The 20,198-nt window shown below is 62.7% G+C and carries 19 protein-coding genes; 10 read left to right on the top strand and 9 right to left on the bottom strand.

Going from position 1 to position 20,198, the window contains the following annotated elements:
- Positions 1-33: 33 nt before the first annotated feature.
- From AC07SI_RS20300 to AC07SI_RS20290, 3 genes are all read right to left on the bottom strand, one after another.
- Positions 34-936 carry a LysR family transcriptional regulator gene (locus AC07SI_RS20300; RefSeq protein WP_065908043.1) on the bottom strand — a complete coding sequence of 301 codons (903 nt, stop codon included), beginning with the start codon at positions 934-936 and terminating at the stop codon, positions 34-36.
- A 1,065-nt stretch (positions 937-2,001) separates the two neighbouring features.
- Complete coding sequence (locus tag AC07SI_RS20295) at positions 2,002-2,796, bottom strand: nucleotidyltransferase domain-containing protein (RefSeq protein WP_495006391.1); 795 nt, start codon at positions 2,794-2,796, stop codon at positions 2,002-2,004.
- Complete coding sequence (locus tag AC07SI_RS20290; RefSeq protein WP_495006390.1) at positions 2,793-3,272, bottom strand: P-loop nucleotide/nucleoside kinase family protein; 480 nt, start codon at positions 3,270-3,272, stop codon at positions 2,793-2,795. Before AC07SI_RS20290 ends, AC07SI_RS20295 begins: the two co-directional genes overlap by 4 nt.
- A gap of 262 nt (positions 3,273-3,534) precedes the next feature.
- On the opposite strand from AC07SI_RS20290, the gene AC07SI_RS20285 reads away from it, so the two are divergent.
- The 4 genes from AC07SI_RS20285 (at position 3,535) to AC07SI_RS20270 (ending at position 6,650) form a co-directional block, all read left to right on the top strand.
- Positions 3,535-3,858: a hypothetical protein gene (locus AC07SI_RS20285; RefSeq protein ID WP_495006389.1), complete on the top strand. Its 324-nt coding sequence runs from the start codon at positions 3,535-3,537 to the stop codon at positions 3,856-3,858.
- 90 nt (positions 3,859-3,948) lie between these two features.
- Positions 3,949-4,371, top strand: a complete 423-nt coding sequence (locus AC07SI_RS20280; RefSeq protein WP_065908035.1) for a DUF2231 domain-containing protein — start codon at positions 3,949-3,951, stop codon at positions 4,369-4,371.
- Positions 4,368-5,660: a PQQ-dependent sugar dehydrogenase gene (locus tag AC07SI_RS20275; protein ID WP_065908033.1), complete on the top strand. Its 1,293-nt coding sequence runs from the start codon at positions 4,368-4,370 to the stop codon at positions 5,658-5,660. Before AC07SI_RS20280 ends, AC07SI_RS20275 begins: the two co-directional genes overlap by 4 nt.
- A 69-nt stretch (positions 5,661-5,729) precedes the next feature.
- Entirely contained in the window at positions 5,730-6,650 is a 921-nt protein-coding gene (locus AC07SI_RS20270; RefSeq protein WP_106803667.1) for a bifunctional helix-turn-helix transcriptional regulator/GNAT family N-acetyltransferase, read from the top strand.
- 42 nt (positions 6,651-6,692) lie between these two features.
- Here the strand turns inward: AC07SI_RS20270 and AC07SI_RS20265 are convergent, their stop codons facing one another.
- Positions 6,693-8,096 (bottom strand): MFS transporter, encoded by a 1,404-nt coding sequence (locus AC07SI_RS20265; protein ID WP_213553017.1) that lies wholly within the window; start codon positions 8,094-8,096, stop codon positions 6,693-6,695.
- Positions 8,097-8,240: 144 nt separating this feature from the next.
- On the bottom strand, positions 8,241-8,765 hold the full coding sequence (locus AC07SI_RS20260) for a GNAT family N-acetyltransferase (protein ID WP_495006388.1): 525 nt from the start codon (positions 8,763-8,765) through the stop codon (positions 8,241-8,243).
- Positions 8,766-9,268: 503 nt separating this feature from the next.
- On the opposite strand from AC07SI_RS20260, the gene proP reads away from it, so the two are divergent.
- Together proP and AC07SI_RS20250 are read left to right on the top strand one after the other, a co-directional pair.
- Positions 9,269-10,771 (top strand): glycine betaine/L-proline transporter ProP, encoded by a 1,503-nt coding sequence (gene proP, locus AC07SI_RS20255; protein WP_065908025.1) that lies wholly within the window; start codon positions 9,269-9,271, stop codon positions 10,769-10,771.
- A 51-nt stretch (positions 10,772-10,822) separates the two neighbouring features.
- Positions 10,823-11,329: a GAF domain-containing protein gene (locus AC07SI_RS20250; RefSeq protein ID WP_065908023.1), complete on the top strand. Its 507-nt coding sequence runs from the start codon at positions 10,823-10,825 to the stop codon at positions 11,327-11,329.
- Here AC07SI_RS20250 and AC07SI_RS20245 read toward each other — a convergent pair.
- Complete coding sequence (locus AC07SI_RS20245) at positions 11,304-12,227, bottom strand: AraC family transcriptional regulator (RefSeq protein WP_495006387.1); 924 nt, start codon at positions 12,225-12,227, stop codon at positions 11,304-11,306. The two genes, AC07SI_RS20250 and AC07SI_RS20245, sit on opposite strands and share 26 nt — an antisense overlap.
- A 166-nt stretch (positions 12,228-12,393) precedes the next feature.
- Between AC07SI_RS20245 and AC07SI_RS20240 the strand changes: the two genes are divergently transcribed.
- Both AC07SI_RS20240 and AC07SI_RS20235 read left to right on the top strand, forming a co-directional pair.
- The gene (locus AC07SI_RS20240) at positions 12,394-13,416 is read left to right on the top strand and encodes an alpha/beta hydrolase (RefSeq protein ID WP_495006386.1); all 1,023 of its coding nucleotides are present in this window, start codon (positions 12,394-12,396) and stop codon (positions 13,414-13,416) included.
- Entirely contained in the window at positions 13,416-14,600 is a 1,185-nt protein-coding gene (locus AC07SI_RS20235) for an MFS transporter (RefSeq protein ID WP_495006385.1), read from the top strand. The genes AC07SI_RS20240 and AC07SI_RS20235 overlap by 1 nt, the downstream gene beginning before the upstream one ends.
- Here the strand turns inward: AC07SI_RS20235 and AC07SI_RS20230 are convergent.
- A complete protein-coding gene (locus AC07SI_RS20230; protein WP_065908017.1) occupies positions 14,593-15,414 on the bottom strand; it encodes an AraC family transcriptional regulator in 822 nt (273 codons plus the stop codon). The genes AC07SI_RS20235 and AC07SI_RS20230 overlap by 8 nt on opposite strands.
- 97 nt (positions 15,415-15,511) lie before the next feature.
- Here AC07SI_RS20230 and AC07SI_RS20225 point away from each other — a divergent pair, with 97 nt between their 5' ends.
- Both AC07SI_RS20225 and AC07SI_RS20220 read left to right on the top strand, forming a co-directional pair.
- Positions 15,512-16,723 (top strand): MFS transporter, encoded by a 1,212-nt coding sequence (locus AC07SI_RS20225; RefSeq protein ID WP_065908015.1) that lies wholly within the window; start codon positions 15,512-15,514, stop codon positions 16,721-16,723.
- Between the two features lie 109 nt (positions 16,724-16,832).
- On the top strand, positions 16,833-17,996 hold the full coding sequence (locus AC07SI_RS20220) for a GGDEF domain-containing protein (RefSeq protein ID WP_495006384.1): 1,164 nt from the start codon (positions 16,833-16,835) through the stop codon (positions 17,994-17,996).
- 51 nt (positions 17,997-18,047) lie between these two features.
- Here the strand turns inward: AC07SI_RS20220 and iolG are convergent, their stop codons facing one another.
- A complete protein-coding gene (gene iolG / locus AC07SI_RS20215) occupies positions 18,048-19,052 on the bottom strand; it encodes an inositol 2-dehydrogenase (RefSeq protein ID WP_120448782.1) in 1,005 nt (334 codons plus the stop codon).
- 33 nt (positions 19,053-19,085) lie between these two features.
- Positions 19,086-20,111: a LacI family DNA-binding transcriptional regulator gene (locus AC07SI_RS20210; protein WP_495006383.1), complete on the bottom strand. Its 1,026-nt coding sequence runs from the start codon at positions 20,109-20,111 to the stop codon at positions 19,086-19,088.
- Between the last annotated feature and the right edge of the window lie 87 nt (positions 20,112-20,198).

Genomic DNA, 20,198 nt, shown 5'->3' with positions numbered 1-20,198 from the left:
TGCCTGCTGTAAATGACGGATAACGGAACGCGTTCATACGCCAATCGTATGGGTCTGGAAGTGCTCGATCAGCTCGCTCACCAGCGGGTTGGGCCGTTCGGTGTTCCAGGCGACTGCGGTGGTCACCACGTTGAGTTTCTGCGTCAGGGCGCGCAGCACTACGTTGTCCGGCGCCAGTTTTTTCAGCGCTGCCGGCACCAGCGCAATGCCCTGGCCGCAGCTGACAAAGGCGATTTGCGAGGCCACCGAGCGCACTTCGTGCAGGACCCGTGGCGAGAAACCACTGGCACGGCAGGTGGCGATGAGGTTATCGAAGTACACCGGGCTGACCTTGCGCGAAAACATCACCAGCGGCTCGCTGGCCAGGCTCGACAGGCTGATGCGCGTGCGCGACGCCAAGGGGTGGTTGCTGGGCAAGGCCACCATCAGGCGATCCTCGCGCAGCGGCAGCGACTGGATCGCCGGGCCGAGGTCGCCGTCCAGCCGGGCGAAGGCCAGGTCGATATCACCCGCTTCCAGGGCCGGCACCGCCTCGACGCTGTCGATCTCGCGCACCGACACGGTGAGGTGCGGGTAGCGTTGCTTGAGTTGGTCGATCAAGCCGGGCAACACATCGAACATCGCCGTGGAAATCGCACCGATGGTCAGCATGCCGGACTGCCCCGCTACCGCCTCTTCCACCGCCAGCTCCAGGCGCTCCAGCTGCTCGGCAAACTTGCGCACCGCCGGCAGGATCGCCGCGCCCACCGGCGTCAACTTCGCCCCACGCCGCGAACGCTCGAACAAGGTGACTTTGAGCGCCTGCTCCAGCACCTGGATCTGCTCGCTCAACGGCGGCTGCGACATCCCGAGACGCTTGGCGGCGCGGCCGAAGTTCTGCTCTTCGGCAACGGCGAGGAACAGCCAGAGGTGGCGAATCAGGCGGAAGTTGATCATGGGCGGTCCATAGGCTGTGCGTATGTAATGATGCGTTGATCGCCAATATACCTATCATTGATGTCGACCGGCATGGGTCTTTTGATCACCGGTTTCCTCGGGCGCGGTTATGGGGCTCGGATTCCAGCTACCCCACCGCCCAACTGTGGGAGTTGTCGAGCCCCAGCGAGGCTGCGAAGGCGGCGGCACTGACAACCCTTCAGTGCCTGACCCACCGCCTTCGCGGCCTCGCTAAAGCTCGACGGCTCCCACAGGAGAGCGCCTGTGTGGGTGGGATCTTCTGCAGCAAACCAGCACAGGGGTTCGCGATATTCAGCAGTATATGAAGGGGATTTGAGCAGCACCTTGCCCCACAGGGAGGTGTGCTGTGTGGCTGGGATTTGAGCAAGCACCGGGTTTCGCTATGTGGCTTGGATTCCAGCCACCCCACCGCCCAGCTGTAGGAGCTGTCGAGCTTTAGCGAGGCTGCGAAGGCGGCGGCACTGACTGTCCTTCTGTGCCTGACACACCGCCTTCGCGGCCTCGCTAAAACTCGACGGCTCCCACAGGAGAGCGCCTGTGTGGGTGGGTTCTTCTGCAGCAAGCCAGCACAGGAGTTCGCGATATTCAGCAGTATATGAAGGGGATTTGAGCAGCACCTTGCGCCACAGGGAGGTGTGCTGTGTGGCTGGGATTGGAGCAAGCACCGGGTTTCGCTATGTGGCTTGGATTCCAGCTACCCCACCGCCCCACTGTGGGAGTTGTCGAGCCCCAGCGAGGCTGCGAAGGCGGCGGCACTGACAACCCTTCAGTGCCCGACCGACCGCCTTCGCGGCCTCGCTAAAGCTCGACGGCTCCCACAGGAGAGTGCCAGTGTGAGTGGGATCTTCTGCAGCAAGCCAGCATAGGGGTTCGCTATATTCAGCAGTATATGAAGGGGATTTGAGCAAGCACCGGTTTCGCTATGTGACTTGGATTCCAGCCACCCCATCGCCCAACTGTGGGAGTTGTCGAGCCCCAGCGAGGCTGCGAAGGCGGCGGCACTGACAACCCTTCAGTGTCTGACCCACCGCCTTCGCGGCCTCGCTAAAGCTCGACGGCTCCCACAGGAGGATGAGTCACCATCCAGTCCAGGAACGCCTGCAACCGGGTACAGAACTGGTCGCCCGCCGCACTCGGGTTCCTGGCTTCAAACAGAAAGAACGCCACATGAGTGACCCTCGCCGGGTACCGCTGGACGAACAGCGCCACATACTCCTCCAGCGCCTGCGGCCATGTCACTGCCGACTCAGCACTCAAGACATGCGTCGCCCTGATCAACTTGCGCGACGCCTCGCGCTGCAAGCGAAGGCGCTCCTGCTCGGTGCCGGCCTGTGCGATGCGGGTGAGGTAGGCACTCAACACCTCAGCGAAGTCCGCATTCACCGCTGACGCAATCTCACGGCAGGGCCGAAACCGCTCGAACTGCAGCGACAGGTCGTCACCCCACAGGCAGCGGCAGTGATGCTTGAGCCAGAAGCCCCAACTGTTGCGGTGTTCAGCCGACAACACCTGCGCACGGCTGCCGATATCGAAATCTATCTTGATGACCTCGGGATGCCGCTGCTCCAGCGCAAGGCGCAGCACCTCCAGTTGCTGCACACTCTGCGCAGTCGGCGGCTCGCGCAGCACCAGCGTCAGGTCCAGGTCGCTGACACCCGGTGTGGCCTCGCCGCGCGCGACACTGCCATACAGGTAAATACCGTCCAGCCCCAACGCCGGCAGCGACAACGAGCTGCACACATCCGCCAGCAACGCCTGGAACGCCGGCTGCACGGGCACCTGGCCTACCGTCAGGATAAAGCCCTCGGCATCAAGGCCGGTGGAATGCACGGTACTCACGGACGATGCACCTCAATCACCAGTCCTTCCTCCGCACTCGGCACACAGAAATGGCGGGTGATCAGCTCAAACTCGGCATCGGTGGCGGCGAAGTCATGCTCGCCACGCGCATTGCGTGCGTGCAGCCGCGCGCGGCAGGTGGCGTCATCGAGTTCCAGGTAATGCAGGCAGTGCGGCGCCCCGGCGGCCTGCGCCAACCCCAGCAGCGCTGCGCGATTGGCCAGGGTGTTGGCGGGAAAATCCAATACCACATTGACGCCTGCTCCCAGCAGATCAACCACCAGCGGCCCCAACACCGCTTGAATCCGCTGGGTGCAGCGCAGATAGTCGGCGATCGACAGCACTTCACCCGGGTATAAGCGGGCGAGCCAGGCATCTTCACTGAGCAGGATGGCCGCGTGCTCGGCCGCCAGGGTCTTGGCCAGCGTCGACTTACCGGCGGCGATCTTGCCGCACAGCAGGTGCAGGGTAGGCATGGGCACAGCTCCATTGTCTGAATCGAGGACGCCAACGCTGCCACATTTTTGCCCCGCGTGTCGAAGCACAGCGATGCACGCTCGATCAATTAAGTTGAATTCCTGCGTTTACAGGGCGGTCACCTATAAGGACGACAGCGAGACGACAACGCAATGGAGGTGGTTATGAACCTTGCAATGACACTCTTCAGCCTGCTTGCCGGTTGGATGGCTATTGTGATCTCAATGATGTGGGGCGTACTGCGGGTGCTGCGCTGGCACCATGATTAGCACGCCGGATGGGCGCTACTTTGTGGTCAAGGGCCAACTCTGGCGCTGCACGGACCCGGCGCTGGATGACGCCACGCGACAACGCTGGGTCAATGACTTGATGGATGCCCGCCGCGCGGTCAAGGCGGCCAAGGCCAGCGGCGATCCACAACAACTCAAGGCAGCACGCCAACAGGTGCAGCGCGCCAAGGTCGCCCTCGGCGAGCGCGGTCCCGTGTGGTGGACCGACGGCAGTCCGGATTTCAATCGGTGCCAGGTTGCCAACACGCCCTATGCCGCCTGGTTCGAAAAACATCTCGAAACGAAACCCCACTGAACTTTCTTGCAAACGGCACGTTCCTTTCCTATGCGAAGTCATCGCGCCCCTGAGCCCATGGGCGCAGAACGATAAGGAGCCGCCACCCCCATGACCACCCTCCCCACCTACCGCTATACCCCAGGGCCGCTGCATGCGACGTTGCTCGCCGGCAGTGTGCCGCTGTTTCTAGGGGCCTTGCTCAGTGATATTGCCTACGGGCAGACCTACCAGATTCAATGGGCCAACTTCGCTTCCTGGCTGATCGCCGGCGCGTTGGTGTTCAGCGGTTTTGCACTGCTGTTCGCACTGGTCAATCTGCTGCGCGCGCGGCCCAAGGCTGGGCGCCCGACCGTGTATTTCCTGCTGTTGCTCGCGGCCTGGGTAGTGGGGCTGGTCAACGCCTTCCAGCATGCCAAGGACGCCTACGCCATGATGCCCACGGGCCTGGTGCTGTCGGCGATCGTCACGCTGCTGGCGGTGGCCGCGACGTGGACCGGCCTGACCAACCTGCGCTCGGGAGATGCCCAATGAAAACGTCAAGCACCCTGACCGTATTGAGTGCAGCGCTGCTGCTGAGCGCCTGCGGTGGCGAAGGTGACAAGACCCAGGCCCGCGGCCCCGACCCGAAGTTGCCGGAGCAGCAAAGCAGCCTGCTGCCGAGCATGAAGATCGCCGAACCGACGCCATGGGGCGAACAGAAACCCCAGGTCCCCGAGGGCTACAGCGTCACCGCCATTGCCACCGACCTGGCCATCCCGCGCCAGACCCTGGTGCTGCCCAACGGCGACATCCTTATCGCCGAAGGCCGTGGCGGCAGCGCGGCCAAGCTCAAGCCCAAGGACGTGATCGCCAGCGTGATCAAGGCCCAGGGCAACACCAAGGTCAAGGGCGGCAACCGCCTGACCCTGCTGCGGGATGCCGACGGTGATGGCACCTACGAACTGAAGACCGTGTTCGCCGACAACCTCAACGCGCCCTACGGCCTGGCGTTTGCCGACGGCAAGCTCTACGTCGCCAACCAGGACGCGCTGGTGCGCTTCGATTACGTCGACGGCCAGACCAAAGCCAGCGGGCCGCCGACCAAGGTCACCGACCTGCCGGCGCAGATCAACCACCACTGGACCAAATCCCTGGCCGTGAGCGCCGATGGCCGCCAGCTATACGTGGGCATCGGCTCGAACAGCAACATCACCGAACGCGGCATGGAAGTCGAAATCGACCGCGCCATGGTCTGGCAGATCGACGCGCAAACCGGCGCCCACAAGCCCTACGCCACCGGCTTGCGCAACCCGACGGCGTTGACCATCCAGCCTGATTCCGGGCAACTGTGGACGGTGGTCAACGAACGCGACGAGCTGGGCCCGGACCTGGTGCCCGACTACCTGACTTCAGTACGCGAAGGCGCCTTCTACGGCTGGCCCTACAGCTACTGGGGCCAGAACGTCGACCCGCGCGCCCAACCACAGAACCCGGCCAAAGTCGCTGCCGCGATCAAGCCGGACTACAGCCTGGGCTCCCACGTGGCGGCACTCGGCGTGGACTTCTCCATCCCGGCCCTGGGCGAGAAATTCGCCGACGGTGTGTTTGTCGGCGAACACGGCAGTTGGAACCGCGACAACCCCGTGGGCTACAAAGTGATCTTCGTGCCGTTCAGCAATGGCAAGCCTTCCGGCGAGCCGATCGACTTCGCCACCGGTTTTCGCGGCGACGACGGCAAGACCCGCGGGCGCCCGGTGGGCGTGACGGTGGACCCCAAAGGTGCGTTGATCATCGCCGACGACCTGGCCAACACCGTTTGGCGGGTGACGCGTAACCGCTGAGTAAAATGTTTGACTTGATTGCCTGAAGCAACAATATAATTGCTTCAGGCAACCATTCGAGCATCCGCCATGTCTACACCCCAGCTTGTCGAACGCGCCGGCATCGTGCGCGGCTTCAACCGCTTCTATACCCACCAGATCGGCGTGCTGCAGGAACACCTGCTGCAAAGCGATTTCTCCCTGACCGAAATCCGTGTGATGTACGAGTTGTCATCGCGAGGCGACCTGACCAGCGCCGACCTGTGCCAGATGCTCAGCCTCGACGCGGGTTACCTGAGCCGGCTGACCAGCGGCCTGGAAAAAAACCGCCTGATCCAGAAAGTCCGTTCGCCCACCGACGCACGTGCGGTGCTGTTGCACCTCAGTGATCTGGGCCGCGCCGTGCTGGCCCCGCTGGAGCAGCAGACGCAGAACGAAGTCATCGCCCTGCTCGATGCCCTGCCCGACGCCCAGCAACGCCAACTCACCGGCGCGATGCAACGCATCCAGGCCCTGCTGCAAGGCACTGCGCCGACCTACCTGCTGCGCGACCCGCAACCTGGCGACATGGGCCTGGTGGTGCAACAGCAATCGGCCTTGTACGCGCGTGAATATGGCTGGAACTGGGAGTTCGAGGCGCTGGTGGCGGAGATTGTCGCCAAGTACCTGCGCGAGTTTGACCCAACGTGCGAGCGCTGCTGGATTGCGGAAAAGGATGGCGAGGTGGTGGGTTCGGTGTTTGTGGTGCGCCATGACGCCACCACCGCCAAGTTGCGCATGCTGTATGTCGACGCCAGCGCCCGAGGCATGGGGATTGGCCAGCGGCTGGTGGATGAATGCCTGCGTTTTGCCCGGCAGGCCGGCTATACAAGCATGCTGCTGTGGACGGTGAACATCCTCACCGACGCGCGCAAGCTGTATCAGAAGGCGGGCTTCGAACTGACCGAGGAGGAACCCACCGTCAGTTTCGGCAAGACCCTGGTCAGTGAGACGTGGGTACGCGCCCTGTAGAAAAATACCTCCCGCGCTGTACTCGGCGCGGGAGGCCAGGCGTTACAAATCAGTGATTTCCTTGTGGCGCGGCACCAGCGTTTTCATCACGCTCCACGCTACCAGGTAGGCCAGTGCACAGATCGCGAACATGATCATGTAGCCGGTATGGATATCGTTGATCGACTTGTAGTAATCAAATACCCAGCCGCCGATCTTGGTCATCACCACCCCGCCGATACCGCCGGCCATGCCGCCGATGCCGACCACCGAGGCCACGGTTTTCTGCGGGAACATGTCGGACACGGTGGTGAAGATATTGCACGACCACGCCTGATGCGCCGACGCCCCCACCCCGATCAGCAACACCGGCACCCAGAAACTGATGTAGCCCAGCGGCTGCGCCAGCAATACCACCAGCGGGAACAGCGCGATCACCAGCATGGCTTTCATGCGACCGTCGTACGGTGCGTCGCCGCGCGCCATGAAGTAGCTGGGGAACCAGCCGCCGCCGATGCTGCCGACCATGGTCATGCTGTACAGCACCGCCAGGGGCATGACGATATCGGCGCCTTTCATGCCGTATTGCGCGGACAGGTAGGTGGGCAGCCAGAACAGGAAGAACCACCACACGCCGTCAGTCATGAACTTGCCGAAGGCGAAGGCCCAGGTCTGGCGGTAGGTGAGCAATTTGAACCACGAGACTTTTTTCTCCGGCGTGCCGGCCGGCGCCGCCGTGAACGGCTGCACGGTCTGGTCGCTGCGGATATACGCCAGCTCTTCGGCGGACAGGCGTTTTTGCTGGTCGGGTTTTTCGTACAGCGCCGACCACACCGCCACCCACACGAAGCCCAACATGCCGATCACCATGAAGGCGGCTTCCCAGCCCCACAGGCCGGCAATCAATGGCACGCAGATGGGGGCCAGGATCGCGCCTACGTTGGCGCCGGAGTTGAAGATTCCGGTGGCCAGCGAGCGTTCTTTCTTCGGGAAGTACTCGGCAGTGGCCTTGATCGCGATCGGGAAGTTACCCGCCTCGCCAATCGCCAGTACCGCGCGGGAGAGCATGAAGCCGGCAATCGACACCGGAATCACCGCCAGCCCGATCGCCCCGCTGACCGCCGCGATGCCCTCGCCCATCGGCACCGCGAACGCGTGCATGATTGCGCCGGTGGACCAGATGCCAATCGCCACGACATACGCGGCCTTGGTGCCGATCTTGTCGACGAAGCGCCCGGCGAACAGCATCGAAATCGCGTAGACGAACTGGAACACAGCAGCAATGTTGGCGTAGTCGGTATTGCTCCAGCCAAATTGCGTCGACAACTGCGGCGCCAGCAGGCTGAGCACCTGGCGGTCGAGGTAGTTGACGGTGGTCGCGAAAAACAACATCGCACAGATGGTCCAGCGATAGTTGCCTACCGCCTGGCCAACGCGGTGGGCGTTGATGGGCTCATTCAAGTTCATGGCATCACTTTTTATTTTTGTTAGTCAGGACATATGTAACGTCATATGTCGTCGTACAACTGTGACTTTTATAGCGGGCTGCCTAACGGCTGTCAATCTGAAAGATTGCGGTTTTTGTGGGGTATCACACCGGTGTGAAAACTGTCAGGCGCGACAAGTTGTAGGATGACGCACGCACATGACCACGCTCCGGGCTTGGCCGGGTACATCATCGAGTTCACCGAATGGCTGCATGCCGACTTTCTCCAGCACGCGAATCGAAGCGGCATGGTCCGGCCGCACCAAACCGAACACGGCGGGTAGCCCCAGGGTGTCAAACGCCAGCCTCAACGCATCACGCGCAACTTCAGTGGCATAGCCCTGCCCCCAGGCCTCCACGGCAAAGCGATAACCCAGGTTGATGCGCGGTTGCGTGAGGTAGTTCAGCGGCGCAATACCGCCGAACCCGATGATGTGCGCCGGCGCTTCGCGCCGAGCAATCGCCCACCAGCCATAGCCATGCGCCGCCCATTGCTGCAGCCAGTGATCGAGCAGGCGTTGGGCCGCTGCCAGGTCTTGCATCGGGCCGGCCGGGTTGAAGAGGTTGGTTTGCGGGTCACCGAAGATCGCGAACAATCGCTCCACATCCGTGGGCTGGGGCTGGCGGTAGGTAAGGCGTGGGGTGGTCATCGGCTAGCTCTCGTTTCTGTTTGTAGATAGTAGTGTGGCTGTTTGCGGCGCACCGACCTGTGGTGAGCTGACTTATGCTGAGCAGGCTTATGGTGAGCAGACTTTTTGTGGCGAGCGGGCTTGTTGTGGTGAGCGGGCTTGCCCCGCGTTGGGCTGCGCAGCAGCCCCCATAAGTACCCCCTTTAAACATCAGGTATACCGTGGCGTCTGGTTTTGGGGCTGCTGCGCAGCCCAACGCGGGGCAAGCCCGCTCGCCACAAAAAAAATCCAGTTCACTACAAAAAAATCCAGCTCACTATAAAGAAAGCTAGTTCACTACAAAGAAAGCCAGCTCACCCCAAACCAATCCCCCCATAAAACCCAATCGGTTTAAAACCAGTTTCCCCGCCAAGCAAAAAAACACAAATAGTGGTGAATTATTTCGTGTCCCCTTGTATCTGAAGTGACAGAGCGGTGCCATCGCAACGATGGCACCTCCCCTGTTCTGCTTTAGAGTGGCCCGCATGAAATTACGTAAGAAAAGCGTCAAACCCATCGGATTGAAAGACATCACCATCGTCGACGACACCAAGATGCGCAAGGCGATCACCGCCGCCGCCCTGGGTAACGCCATGGAATGGTTCGACTTCGGTGTCTACGGGTTCGTCGCCTATGTGTTGGGTAAAGTGTTCTTCCCGGACGCCTCGCCCAGTGTCCAAATGATCGCCGCCCTCGCCACCTTCTCCGTGCCTTTCCTGATTCGTCCGCTGGGCGGCCTGTTCTTCGGCGCGCTGGGGGATAAATACGGGCGACAGAAAGTCCTCGCCGCGACCATCGTGATCATGTCGCTGAGTACCTTCGCCATCGGCTTGATTCCAGGCTACGCCTCCATCGGCATCTGGGCACCGATCCTGTTGCTGCTGTGCAAGATGGCCCAGGGATTCTCGGTGGGCGGCGAGTACACCGGCGCGTCGATTTTCGTTGCCGAATATGCGCCAGACCGCAAGCGCGGCTTCCTCGGCAGCTGGCTGGATTTCGGCTCGATTGCCGGCTTCGTGCTGGGTGCGGGTGTAGTGGTGCTGATTTCCAGCGTGCTCGGCGAAGCGGACTTCGAAGCCTGGGGCTGGCGCCTGCCGTTCTTCCTGGCCCTGCCCCTGGGCATCATCGGCCTGTACCTGCGCCATGCGCTGGAAGAGACCCCGGCGTTCCAACAACATGTCGACAAGCTTGAACAAGGTGACCGCGAAGGCCTGACCCACGGCCCGAAAGTGTCGTTCAAAGAAATCGCCACCAAGCATTGGCGCAGCCTGCTGACCTGCATCGGTATCGTCGCGGCCACCAACGTGACGTACTACATGCTGCTCACGTACATGCCCAGCTACCTCTCGCACAACCTGCACTACGCCGAAAACAGCGGCGTGCTGATCATCATCGCGATCATGGTCGGCATGCTGTTCGTGCAGCCGTTCATTGGCTTTGTCAGTGACAAGATCGGCCGCAAGCCTTTCATCATCGCCGGCAGCATCGGCCTGCTGTTCCTGGCCATCCCGGCGTTCATGCTGATCACCAGCGGCAAGACCGGGCTGATCTTCGCTGGCCTGCTGATCCTCGCGGTCGTGCTGAACTTCTTTATCGGCGTGATGGCTTCGACGCTGCCCGCGATGTTCCCCACCCACCTGCGCTACAGCGCGCTGGCCAGTGCGTTCAACGTGTCGGTATTGATCGCCGGCGTGACGCCAACCGCCGTGGCCTGGCTGGTGGAAAGCACCAATGACCTGTTCATGCCCGCCTATTACCTGATGGTGTTTGCCGTGATCGGCCTGATCACTGGCCTGACCATGAAGGAAACCGCCAACAAGCCTTTGCGCGGCGCAGCCCCGGCCGCCTCGGACATGGAAGAAGCCAAGGAACTCCTGCAGGAGCACCACGACAATATCGAGCAGAAAATCGAAGACATCGATGCCGAGATTGCCGCCCTGGAAGCCAAGCGCCAGAACCTGGTGCAGCAGCATCCACGGATTAATTAAGCCCTTACCCGGCGTGGCGGCCCCGGCCGCCGCGCCATTGGAGTGTCAAGCATGGTTTCAAGCGTCACCGCTGCACAATCGCTACTCAGCGCCGATGAACGCGCTGCCATCGCCGAAATAGAAGCCACCACCAGCATCCTGCAATTGGTCACCCGCCTGACCGGCATGCGCTTTGCCGGCATCGCCAAATTCACCGACCTGGAATGGATCGTCTGCTCCGTGCATGACACGGTCGACATGGGCATCCACGTCGACGACGTCCTCGACCTCGAAACCACCCTGTGCAGCGAGTTCTGCATCGACCCCCAGGCCCTGTTCATTCCGCAGATCAGCGACAACGGCCGCTTTGCATCGCGCCCGGTGGTCAAGCAATACGCGATCGAGAGCTACGCCGGTGCGCCGATCTTCCTGCCCGACGGCCGCCTGTTTGGCGCGCTGTGCGCACTGGATTCGCGGTCGATGCTGTTTGATGACCCGAACCTGCCGGAAACCCTCAGCCTGTTTGCACGCCTGATCGGCTGCATTTTCTACGCTAATCTGACCCCCGCAGATCAGTGACCGCCGCCTTGCCACGCAACGCGGCCATGTCGCGTTTGGGTGGTACTCCAAACAGGCGGCTGTATTCGCGACTGAACTGCGACGGGCTCTCATAGCCAACCTTGAACGCAGCACTGGACACGTCCTGATGCTCGTTCAACATCAAGCGCCGCGCCTCGTTCAGGCGCAGCCATTTCTGATACTGCAATGGACTCATCGCCGTCAGCTGGCGAAAGTGATGGTGAAAGGTCGCGGCACTCATCTGCACGCGCGCGGCCAATTCATCCACGCGCAAAGGGCCGTGGTAATTGAGTTTCAGCCAGTCGATTGCCCGGGCAATCCGGTAACCCTGGCCGTCCACCGAACAGATCTGCCGCAGGCGACCAGCCTGATCACTTTGCAGCAGCCGGTAGTGAATCTCGCGTTGGACCAAGGGGGCCAGCACCGGTATCGCCTCAGGCTCATCAAGCAATTCCACCAGGCGCGCGAACGACGCCAGCATGCCGGTGGTGACCGTGCCGATTCCCACGCCTTTGAGCACCGCCCGCTCGCGCCTGGGCGGCGCCTCACTCTGGGCGATCAGCTCGGCGAGGATGCGCAGGTCAAGCTTGAAGGTCAGGCCGAGGCAGGGTTTTTCCGGGCTGGCGGTGAGCACTTCCGAGTTGGCGGGAATGTCCAGCGAGGTCACCAGGAAGCGCGAGGTGTCATAAGGGTAACCCTCGCCGCCCACCCACAGTCGCTTCTCGCCCTGGGCCACCAGCACGATGCTCGGCTCGACCATGCACACCACCGGGGTCGCCGGCTGCTCACGCCGATAAAAGCCCAGGCCCGGGATCGGCATGGGGCTGTCCCCGGGTACCCGGACGCGCGCGCCAATGGCCTGGATCAGCACGTCCAGGGGCGTTGAATGAATGCTCATGAAGGGCCCTTTTTTCTGTTGATCGAACTGTACCGCGGCCGCCCGCAGGTGTCCCTGGCAAACGGCGAAACTCAGAGGATCAGGCAAGTAATCCACTGGAACGCACTACAGCTCGCGTGGCAGTGCCGGGAAAATGCGCAGACTCATTTTGCTCAAGGAACCGCTCATGAACAGCCTCTTGCTCGCCCTGGGTTTGCTGGTGACTTCTCTTTCTGCGCTGGGAGCCGATATGTCCAACGGTGCTGACAACTTCTATACGAGCGACAAGGTGACCGTCGAAAAAGTCACCTTCAACAACCAATATGGCATGGCCGTCGCAGGCAACCTGTTCGTGCCCAGACATCTCGCCCCCGACGCCAAGCTTGCCGCGATTGTCGTCGGCCACCCGATGGGCGCGGTCAAGGAACAGAGCGCCAACCTCTACGCCACCAAGATGGCCGAGCAGGGTTTCGTCAGCCTGTCACTGGACCTGTCGTTCTGGGGTGCCAGCGCGGGCCAACCGCGCAACGCGGTACTGCCCGACCTCTACAGCGAAGACTTCAGCGCTGCCGTGGACTTTCTCGGCACCCGGCCCAACGTCGACCGCGAGCGCATAGGCGTGATCGGTATCTGCGGCAGCGGCAGTTTCGCCATCAGTGCGGCGAAGATCGACCCACGCCTCAAGGCCATCGCCACGGTCAGCCTGTACGACATGGGCGCGGCCAACCGTAACGGCCTCAAACACGGCGTGACCCTCGCGCAACGTCGCCAGGTGCTGCTGCAGGCTGCCAACCAGCGCTACGTGGAGTTCCAGGGTGGCGAGACCGTGTACACCGGCGGCACCCCACACACCCTGACCGGTGATCCTGTGGGTGATGAGTTCTACGACTTCTACCGCACCCCGCGCGGCGAGTTCACCCCGGCCGAGGCTTCGGCGCGCACTACTACGCGACCGACGCTGACCAGCAATGTGAAGTTCATGAATTTCTACCCGCTCAACGACATCGAGACGCTCTCCCCTCGCCCGCTGCTGTTGATCACCGGCGCCGAAGCGCACTCCCGCGAGTTCAGCGAGGACGCCTACCAGCGCGCCGCCGAGCCCAAGAAACTGGTGATCATCCCCGACGCAGGCCATGTCGACCTCTACGACCGGGTCGACCTGATCCCCTTCGCCACGCTCACGGATTTTTTCAAAGGCAACCTGAAGTAATGGCCAATACCTTTAAAACTCACTGGGGCGCGGTGTTCGCCATGGCGCTGGCCGCCTTCGCCCTGGTCGCGTCCGAGTTCCTGCCGGTCAGCCTGCTGACCCCGCTGGCGGCCGACCTGCACATTACAGAGGGCCAGGCCGGCCAGGGTATCTCGGTGTCCGGGCTGTTTGCCTTGCTCACCAGCCTGGTGATCGCCAGCGTGGCGGCGCGGGTCGAGCGCAAGCGCCTGCTGCTGGCATTGACGCTGCTGATGATTCTCTCCGGCAGCGTGGTCGCCCTCGCGCCGAACTACCTGACGTTCATGCTCGGTCGCGCGCTGATCGGCGTGGCCATCGGCGGCTTCTGGTCCCTGTCGGCCGCCACCGCCATGCGCCTGGTGCCCACGGCCCAGGTCCCGCGCGCGCTAGCGCTGGTGAATGGCGGCAATGCGTTGGCCATGGTGATTGCGGCGCCGCTGGGCAGCTTTCTTGGCGGACTGATCGGCTGGCGGGGCGCGTTTTTCTGCGTCGTGCCGGTGGCCGCGGTCGCGGCAGTGTGGCTGCTCGCGAGCCTGCCGACGATCAAGGCCGACGGCACGGCGAAAACCGGCAATGTGTTGCGGCTGATGAAACACACACCCGTGGCCTTGGGCATGCTCGCCGTCAGTGTGTTTTTCATGGGCCAGTTCATGCTGTTCACCTACCTGCGGCCATTTCTGGAAAGCGTCACCCAGGTCAGTGTGTCCACGCTGTCGCTGATGCTGCTGGTCCTCGGCCTGGCCGGGCTGGCCGGTACGTTGCTGATCGAACGTGTGCTCAAGAACAACCTGTTCGTGCCGTTGATTGCCATCCCGCTATTGATGGCAGGAATCGCCGTGCTGCTCGTCGCCCTCGGCCGTTCACCGATCATCACCACGGTCTTGCTGGGCGGTTGGGGCCTGGTGGCCACCGCCGCGCCGGTGGGCTGGTGGACCTGGCTGGCGCGCACGCTGCCCGAGGATGCCGAGGCTGGCGGCGGGTTGATGGTCGCGATCATCCAGTTGGCAATTGCGGCTGGAGCTACGGTCGGTGGCGTGACATTCGATCGCAGCGGCTACCCGGCGACGTTCGAACTGAGCGCCGCGTTGCTGGTGATTGCCGCCGTGCTTGCCGGCCTGGCCTCCCACCCGGCATTGAGGTCTGTCGAAGCGCGCCGCGCTACCTGAAAAAATGACTCGGCGTCTTACCAAACTGTTTCTTGAACATGCTGGTAAAGGCGCTCGGGCTGTCGTAACCCAGCTCCAGGGCCACGTCGATGATCTTCTCTCCCACCGCAATTCGCTCCAGCGCCAGCAGCAGCCGTGCCTGCTGGCGCCACTGGCCGAAAGTCATGCCGGTTTCCTTGCGGAACAGGCGTTGGATGGTTTTCTGGTCCAGGGCCAGGCGCTCGCTCCAGTCGGCCACGGTGGAGGCATCACCCGGATCCTCCTGCCACGCCTCGCAGATCTGATTGATGCGCGCGTCGGCGGGCTGCGGCAACGACAGCGGCAACGCTGGCAGCAGCGCCAGTTCGTCGAGGATCAGGTGCATGATCCGCGCATCCCGCGAATCCTCGGCGTACGGCGGCTTGAGGCTGACCGAGGCCTTGATCAGTTCACTCAACAGCGGCGAAATGCTCACTGCCTTGGTCTCGGTCGGCAGGTTGGGGAAACTGTCGGGGCGCACAAACACGCTGCGCATTTTCAGCGCACCCACGCAACGCAGGGAATGCACCTGCCCGCTGGGCATCCAGAAACCGCGATTGGGCGGCACCGTCCACTGGTTATGCGCCGAATGCACCACCATCACGCCTTCGGTGGCGTACAACAACTGGTGCTTTTCGTGGCGATGGTCGGGGATCACCCAGTTCTCCGGGTAGTCGGTGGCCGAGCTGATCACGGCCCAGTCGCCCGCATCGATCTCCTGCAGAAAAACATCGAGTGATTTAATCATTTCGCCCTTTTTGCGATGGTTGCTTCCCGAATTACGCGAGACAGGCATTTTCGGCGACTCTAGCATAACCATCGAAACAATTTGAAATGGACAGCCTGCTCAAGTACGGGCTGTCCCTGATCGCTGCCTTGTATGGAATGCCTGCATGTCGACCTTGACCGCATCACCTGCTGCCACCTCGAGTCCGCCTCAAGTAAGCCCGTTAGTCATGCGTATCCTCGGCGCCTGCGCCCTGGCGCATCTGATCAACGACCTGATCCAGGCCGTACTGCCCTCGATCTACCCGATGCTCAAGGCCAATTACGGGCTGAGCTTCACCCAGGTCGGCCTGATCACCCTGACATTCCAGCTGACCGCCTCGCTGCTGCAACCGTGGATCGGCTACCACACCGACCGTCATCCCAAGCCGTGGCTGCTGCCGGCCGGCATGGTGTGCACGCTGATCGGCATCCTGATGCTGGCGTTTGTCGGCAGCTTCCCGGCGATTCTGCTGGCGGCAGGCCTGGTGGGCGTCGGCTCGTCGACCTTCCACCCGGAAACCTCGCGCGTCGCGCGCCTGGCTTCCGGTGGGCGCTACGGCCTGGCGCAATCGACCTTCCAGGTCGGCGGCAACACCGGCAGTGCCCTCGGCCCGTTGCTCGCGGCGGCGATCATCATTCCCTACGGCCAGGGCCATATCGCCTGGTTCGGCCTGTTTGCGGTGTTCGCGATCCTGGTGCTCTATGGCTTGAGCCGCTGGTACCGCAACCACCTCAACCTGTTCAAGCTCAAGCAAGGCAGCAAAGCCACCCACGGCCTGTCGAAACGCCGGGTGACGTTTGCCCTGGTGGTGCTGGCGGTGCTGGTGTTCTCCAAGTACTTCTACATGTCCAGCCTGACGAGCTACTTCACCTTCTACCTGATCGAGAAATTCAACCTGTCGGTGGCCAATTCGCAGCTGTACCTGTTCCTGTTCCTCGGTGCAGTGGCGGCGGGCACGTTTTTTGGCGGCCCGATTGGCGACAAGATCGGCCGCAAGAAGGTCATCTGGTTCTCGATCCTCGGCGCCGCGCCCTTCACCCTCGCCCTGCCCTATGTCGATCTGTTCTGGACCGCCGTGCTCAGCGTGGTGATCGGCTTTATCCTGGCCTCGGCCTTTTCGGCCATCGTGGTGTTCGCCCAGGAACTGGTGCCAGGCAACGTTGGCATGATCGCCGGGGTGTTCTTCGGCCTGATGTTCGGCTTCAGCGGGATCGGCGCGGCGTTGCTCGGCCTGCTCGCCGATAACCATGGCATCGAGTACGTCTACAAGCTGTGCTCGTTCCTGCCGCTGGTGGGCATCCTGACCATCCTGTTGCCGTCGACCAAAGGCGTCTAGACCGCCGGTCATCGGATGGCTGTGTGCCATCACCCTAAGTGTTCTGAAAAACCTGCGTGTGCGCTTACAATCCCGGTTTAAACGCACACCCAGGCAGACCCGGCACGAAATGACGCTCGACCCTCCCACGATTTTGGCACTCACCGTTGCCCTGGCAGCCGCTGCCGCCCTGTACCTGGCCGTTGAATGGCGCAGCGTACGCGAACCTTCGCTGCTGTTCTGGAGCGCCGGTTTCGCCACCATTACCCTCGGTTCAACCCTGGCCCTGCTGCGCAGCAGCGGTTTCCTGATGATCGGCATCTGGTTCGCCAATGGCCTGCTGGTAGCTGCGCACCTGTTGTTTTTACTCGGCGTGGCGCGGTTCACCCAGGTGCGCCTCTCGCGCCTGTGGTGGCTGCTGCTGGTGGTCTGGCTCGGGATGCTGATGCTGCCGGCTGACCTGCCCTGGTCCAAGGCCATGCTCGGCGTGCAATCGCTGCTGGTGGCGCTGCCGACGCTGCGCGCGAGCTTCCTGCTGCGTCCGCACGGTAAATCGCTGAGCATCGGCGCGGTGCAACTGCGGTACGTGCTGTTGATCCATGGCGTGTTCTATCTGGCCAAGGCGCTGTCGGTGCTGATCCCCGGCACGTTGATCGACCTTGCCGCGTTCAAGGGCGAAATCATCCAGGTGTCACTGGTGGAAGGCGCCATGGCGATCATGCTGATCGCACTGTCGATGACCGGCTCGGAACGCTACCGGCGCGAACAACAGATCGCCCGCCTCGCCGCCCGCGACCCGCTGACCGCCCTGTACAACCGCCGCGCCCTCGACTTGCGCGCGCCACGCCTGCTGGCCCAGGTATCACCGGCGCAACCGGGTGCGCTGCTGCTGATCGACATCGATAACTTCAAAGGGGTCAACGACCTTTACGGCCACACGGCCGGTGACCGCCTGCTGATCGCCCTGAGCGAGATGATCCGCAGTGTGGTGCCCCGTGGCGCATTGGCCGCACGCCTGGGCGGTGACGAATTTGTGATCCTGCTCAGCCCGGCGTCGAGCGAGCAGATCATCGAACTGGGCAGCAGCCTGCGCGACCAGTTTTATCAACTGGCCGCGCAGACCGTGCCTACCCCGCAGCCGGTGACCCTGAGCATCGGCGCCAACCTGTTCGACCAACCGCCGGCGAGCCTCACCGCATTGATCGAGCAAGGCGACACTACGTTGTATGAATCCAAGCGTGGCGGGCGCGATAGCATCCGGTTGGTGGACCGCCGGACGATGCAGGCGCCTTAGTGACGCTGCAATCGGCCCGGTGTTGACGCGTCAGCGCCGGCAATCCAGCGCCTACAGGTCGTAGTTAACGGCCACGCTGCGCCCGGTCTGCACCGAAGCCAATGCGCAATCGGCCAGGTGCAGGGCGTACAGGCCGTCGCGCATGCTGGTGGGCAGCGCGTGGCCGTGGTTCAGCGCCTCGATGAACTGCGTCAGCTCATTGCGATAAGCATCGGCGTAGCGCTCCAGGAAGAAGTGCTGCAGCGGTTCCAGCGCCTCGGTGTGTTCGGCGCTCCAGTGGCGCACGGTGCTGGGACGATGGTTATCGGTGAGCAACACGCCGTTGGCGCCGGAAACTTCGACCCGCTGGTCGTACCCGTACACCGCCTGGCGGCAGCAGTTGATATGGCATTGTTTGCCCGAGGCGGTGCGCAGCAGGACCATCACGCTGTCGTAGTCGTCGATCGCTTCCAGGCTCGGGTCCACCAGGCGGCTGGCGATGGCGCTGACTTCCACCGGCTCCTCGCCGAGCAAGTGGCGGGCGGTGTCGAAATCGTGGATGGTCATGTCGCGCAGGATTCCGCCGGAGTGTTCGAGGTAATCGCGGGGCGCGAGGCCGGGGTCGCGGCTGGTGATGATGACCTGGCGCACTGCGCCGATCTGCCCGGCGTCGAGGGCCTGGCGCAGGCGCAGCATGTCGGGGTCGAAGCGCCGGTTGAAGCCGAGCATCACCTTGCCGCCCTGGCGCTCCACCGCTTGGGCGGCGCTGCGGGCCTTGGCGATATCGAGGTCGATGGGCTTCTCGCAGAGCACCGCCTTGCCTTCGGCGACCGCCGCCAGCAGCAGATCGACATGGGTGTCGGTGGGCGTGCCGATCACCACGGCGTCGATATCCTTGCGCGTCAGCGCGGCGGCGCAATCGTAGGCCGCCTCACAGCCCAGTTGCGCGCTGAGCGCATCGACACCTTCGCGCCAGGGATCAGCCACCAGCACCAGCGTGGCATTGGGGTGGGCGGCGACGTTGGCGGCGTGGATCTTGGCGATGCGCCCGGCACCCAGAACGGCGATACGTAGCATGGTCGAACTCCTGATGTTGTTATTGAGGGAGATTCAGTCCGGCAGGTTGAACGGCGTGACGATCTGTACCTGTGACGGCGCAATCGGGCCGGCCTTCCATAACCGGTGGTAGTGCAGGATGTGCAGGAACACGTGGCGGGCATCGATCTGCAGGTTGTGATCGATGATCGCGGCGATTTTTTCGTCGAGCAGCAACTGGCGATTTTCCTGGTCGAGGTCGTGGCCGATAAACACCTCCAGCGGGCGATCAAGCGCGGCGAAGGCATCGACAATCGCGCGGTTGCCGCCGCCGACGCTGTACACCGCCTTGAGGTCGGGATGCTGTTGCAGCGCCTGGGTGACCCGCTCGAACGTGCGCGCATACACGCCGTAGCCACCGCTGATATCGAGCACGCGCAAGTGCGGAGCACGCCCGCGCAGCCAGGCACGAAAGCCCATCTCGCGCTCTTCTTCGCCGCGAAACAGCTCGCTGCCGATCACCACCGCGACGTCCTGGGGCTGCGTCGGCAACCAGCGCGACATCAGGTAGGCGGCGGTCTGGCCGGCGGTGCGGTTGTCCATGCCGACGTAGCCGATGCGCTCGCTTTGTGGCAGGTCCGTGACCAGGGTCACCACCGGAATCCCCGCCGCGATCAGTTGCTTGACCGCCTGGTTCACCGCCGGCTCATCGGCCGCCTTGAGCACCACGCCCTGGCTGCCGTTGTCGAGGCACCGCACCAACTGGTCGTGCATGGCCTGCGGCTCGATTTCTTCGAACAGGTGAAAACGCGGGGCAATCCGAAACGGCGCCAGGCTCGCCAACTGCGCGGTGATTGCTGCCTGCACCGCCGCACTGAAGCGTTGTGGGGTGTGCATGATCACGTCGACATGAAACGTGCGCCCCACCGCCAAGCCGTTTTTCTCCTGAGCCTCCAATTCCTCCAGCGCCTGCTCGATCCGCCGCCGGGTCTGCGCGTGCACGCTGCCGCGCTGGTGCAGCACGCGGTCGACCGTGGCTTTGCTCACCCCGGCCTGGGTGGCCAGTTGCTTGATGGAGAAATGTTTTGCGCGTTCGAGCATGGGTTTCGCCTGAGGTGTTTTTGAGGTCTTTTTTGGGCGTTACTGAGGTTTTGCAATGCTAGTCTCAGTTTTGCCCGGCGTCGAGCC

It is taken from the genome of Pseudomonas sp. GW821-FHT05D12 (assembly GCF_059419825.1).
The sequence above is the reverse complement of the archived record's forward strand: the minus strand, read 5'-3'. Positions and strand labels throughout refer to the sequence as shown.

What these genes read in the sequence shown, in the direction of transcription:
- AC07SI_RS20300 (WP_065908043.1), bottom strand. Translation starts at nt 936, where the DNA reads ATGATCAACTTCCGCCTGATTCGCCACCTCTGGCTGTTCCTCGCCGTT.
- AC07SI_RS20290 (WP_495006390.1), bottom strand. Translation starts at nt 3,272, where the DNA reads ATGCCTACCCTGCACCTGCTGTGCGGCAAGATCGCCGCCGGTAAGTCG.
- AC07SI_RS20285 (WP_495006389.1), top strand. Translation starts at nt 3,535, where the DNA reads ATGATTAGCACGCCGGATGGGCGCTACTTTGTGGTCAAGGGCCAACTC.
- AC07SI_RS20280 (WP_065908035.1), top strand. Translation starts at nt 3,949, where the DNA reads ATGACCACCCTCCCCACCTACCGCTATACCCCAGGGCCGCTGCATGCG.
- AC07SI_RS20275 (WP_065908033.1), top strand. Translation starts at nt 4,368, where the DNA reads ATGAAAACGTCAAGCACCCTGACCGTATTGAGTGCAGCGCTGCTGCTG.
- AC07SI_RS20270 (WP_106803667.1), top strand. Translation starts at nt 5,730, where the DNA reads ATGTCTACACCCCAGCTTGTCGAACGCGCCGGCATCGTGCGCGGCTTC.
- AC07SI_RS20265 (WP_213553017.1), bottom strand. Translation starts at nt 8,096, where the DNA reads ATGAACTTGAATGAGCCCATCAACGCCCACCGCGTTGGCCAGGCGGTA.
- AC07SI_RS20260 (WP_495006388.1), bottom strand. Translation starts at nt 8,765, where the DNA reads ATGACCACCCCACGCCTTACCTACCGCCAGCCCCAGCCCACGGATGTG.
- proP (WP_065908025.1), top strand. Translation starts at nt 9,269, where the DNA reads ATGAAATTACGTAAGAAAAGCGTCAAACCCATCGGATTGAAAGACATC.
- AC07SI_RS20250 (WP_065908023.1), top strand. Translation starts at nt 10,823, where the DNA reads ATGGTTTCAAGCGTCACCGCTGCACAATCGCTACTCAGCGCCGATGAA.
- AC07SI_RS20245 (WP_495006387.1), bottom strand. Translation starts at nt 12,227, where the DNA reads ATGAGCATTCATTCAACGCCCCTGGACGTGCTGATCCAGGCCATTGGC.
- AC07SI_RS20240 (WP_495006386.1), top strand. Translation starts at nt 12,394, where the DNA reads ATGAACAGCCTCTTGCTCGCCCTGGGTTTGCTGGTGACTTCTCTTTCT.
- AC07SI_RS20235 (WP_495006385.1), top strand. Translation starts at nt 13,416, where the DNA reads ATGGCCAATACCTTTAAAACTCACTGGGGCGCGGTGTTCGCCATGGCG.
- AC07SI_RS20230 (WP_065908017.1), bottom strand. Translation starts at nt 15,414, where the DNA reads ATGCCTGTCTCGCGTAATTCGGGAAGCAACCATCGCAAAAAGGGCGAA.
- AC07SI_RS20225 (WP_065908015.1), top strand. Translation starts at nt 15,512, where the DNA reads ATGTCGACCTTGACCGCATCACCTGCTGCCACCTCGAGTCCGCCTCAA.
- AC07SI_RS20220 (WP_495006384.1), top strand. Translation starts at nt 16,833, where the DNA reads ATGACGCTCGACCCTCCCACGATTTTGGCACTCACCGTTGCCCTGGCA.
- iolG (WP_120448782.1), bottom strand. Translation starts at nt 19,052, where the DNA reads ATGCTACGTATCGCCGTTCTGGGTGCCGGGCGCATCGCCAAGATCCAC.
- AC07SI_RS20210 (WP_495006383.1), bottom strand. Translation starts at nt 20,111, where the DNA reads ATGCTCGAACGCGCAAAACATTTCTCCATCAAGCAACTGGCCACCCAG.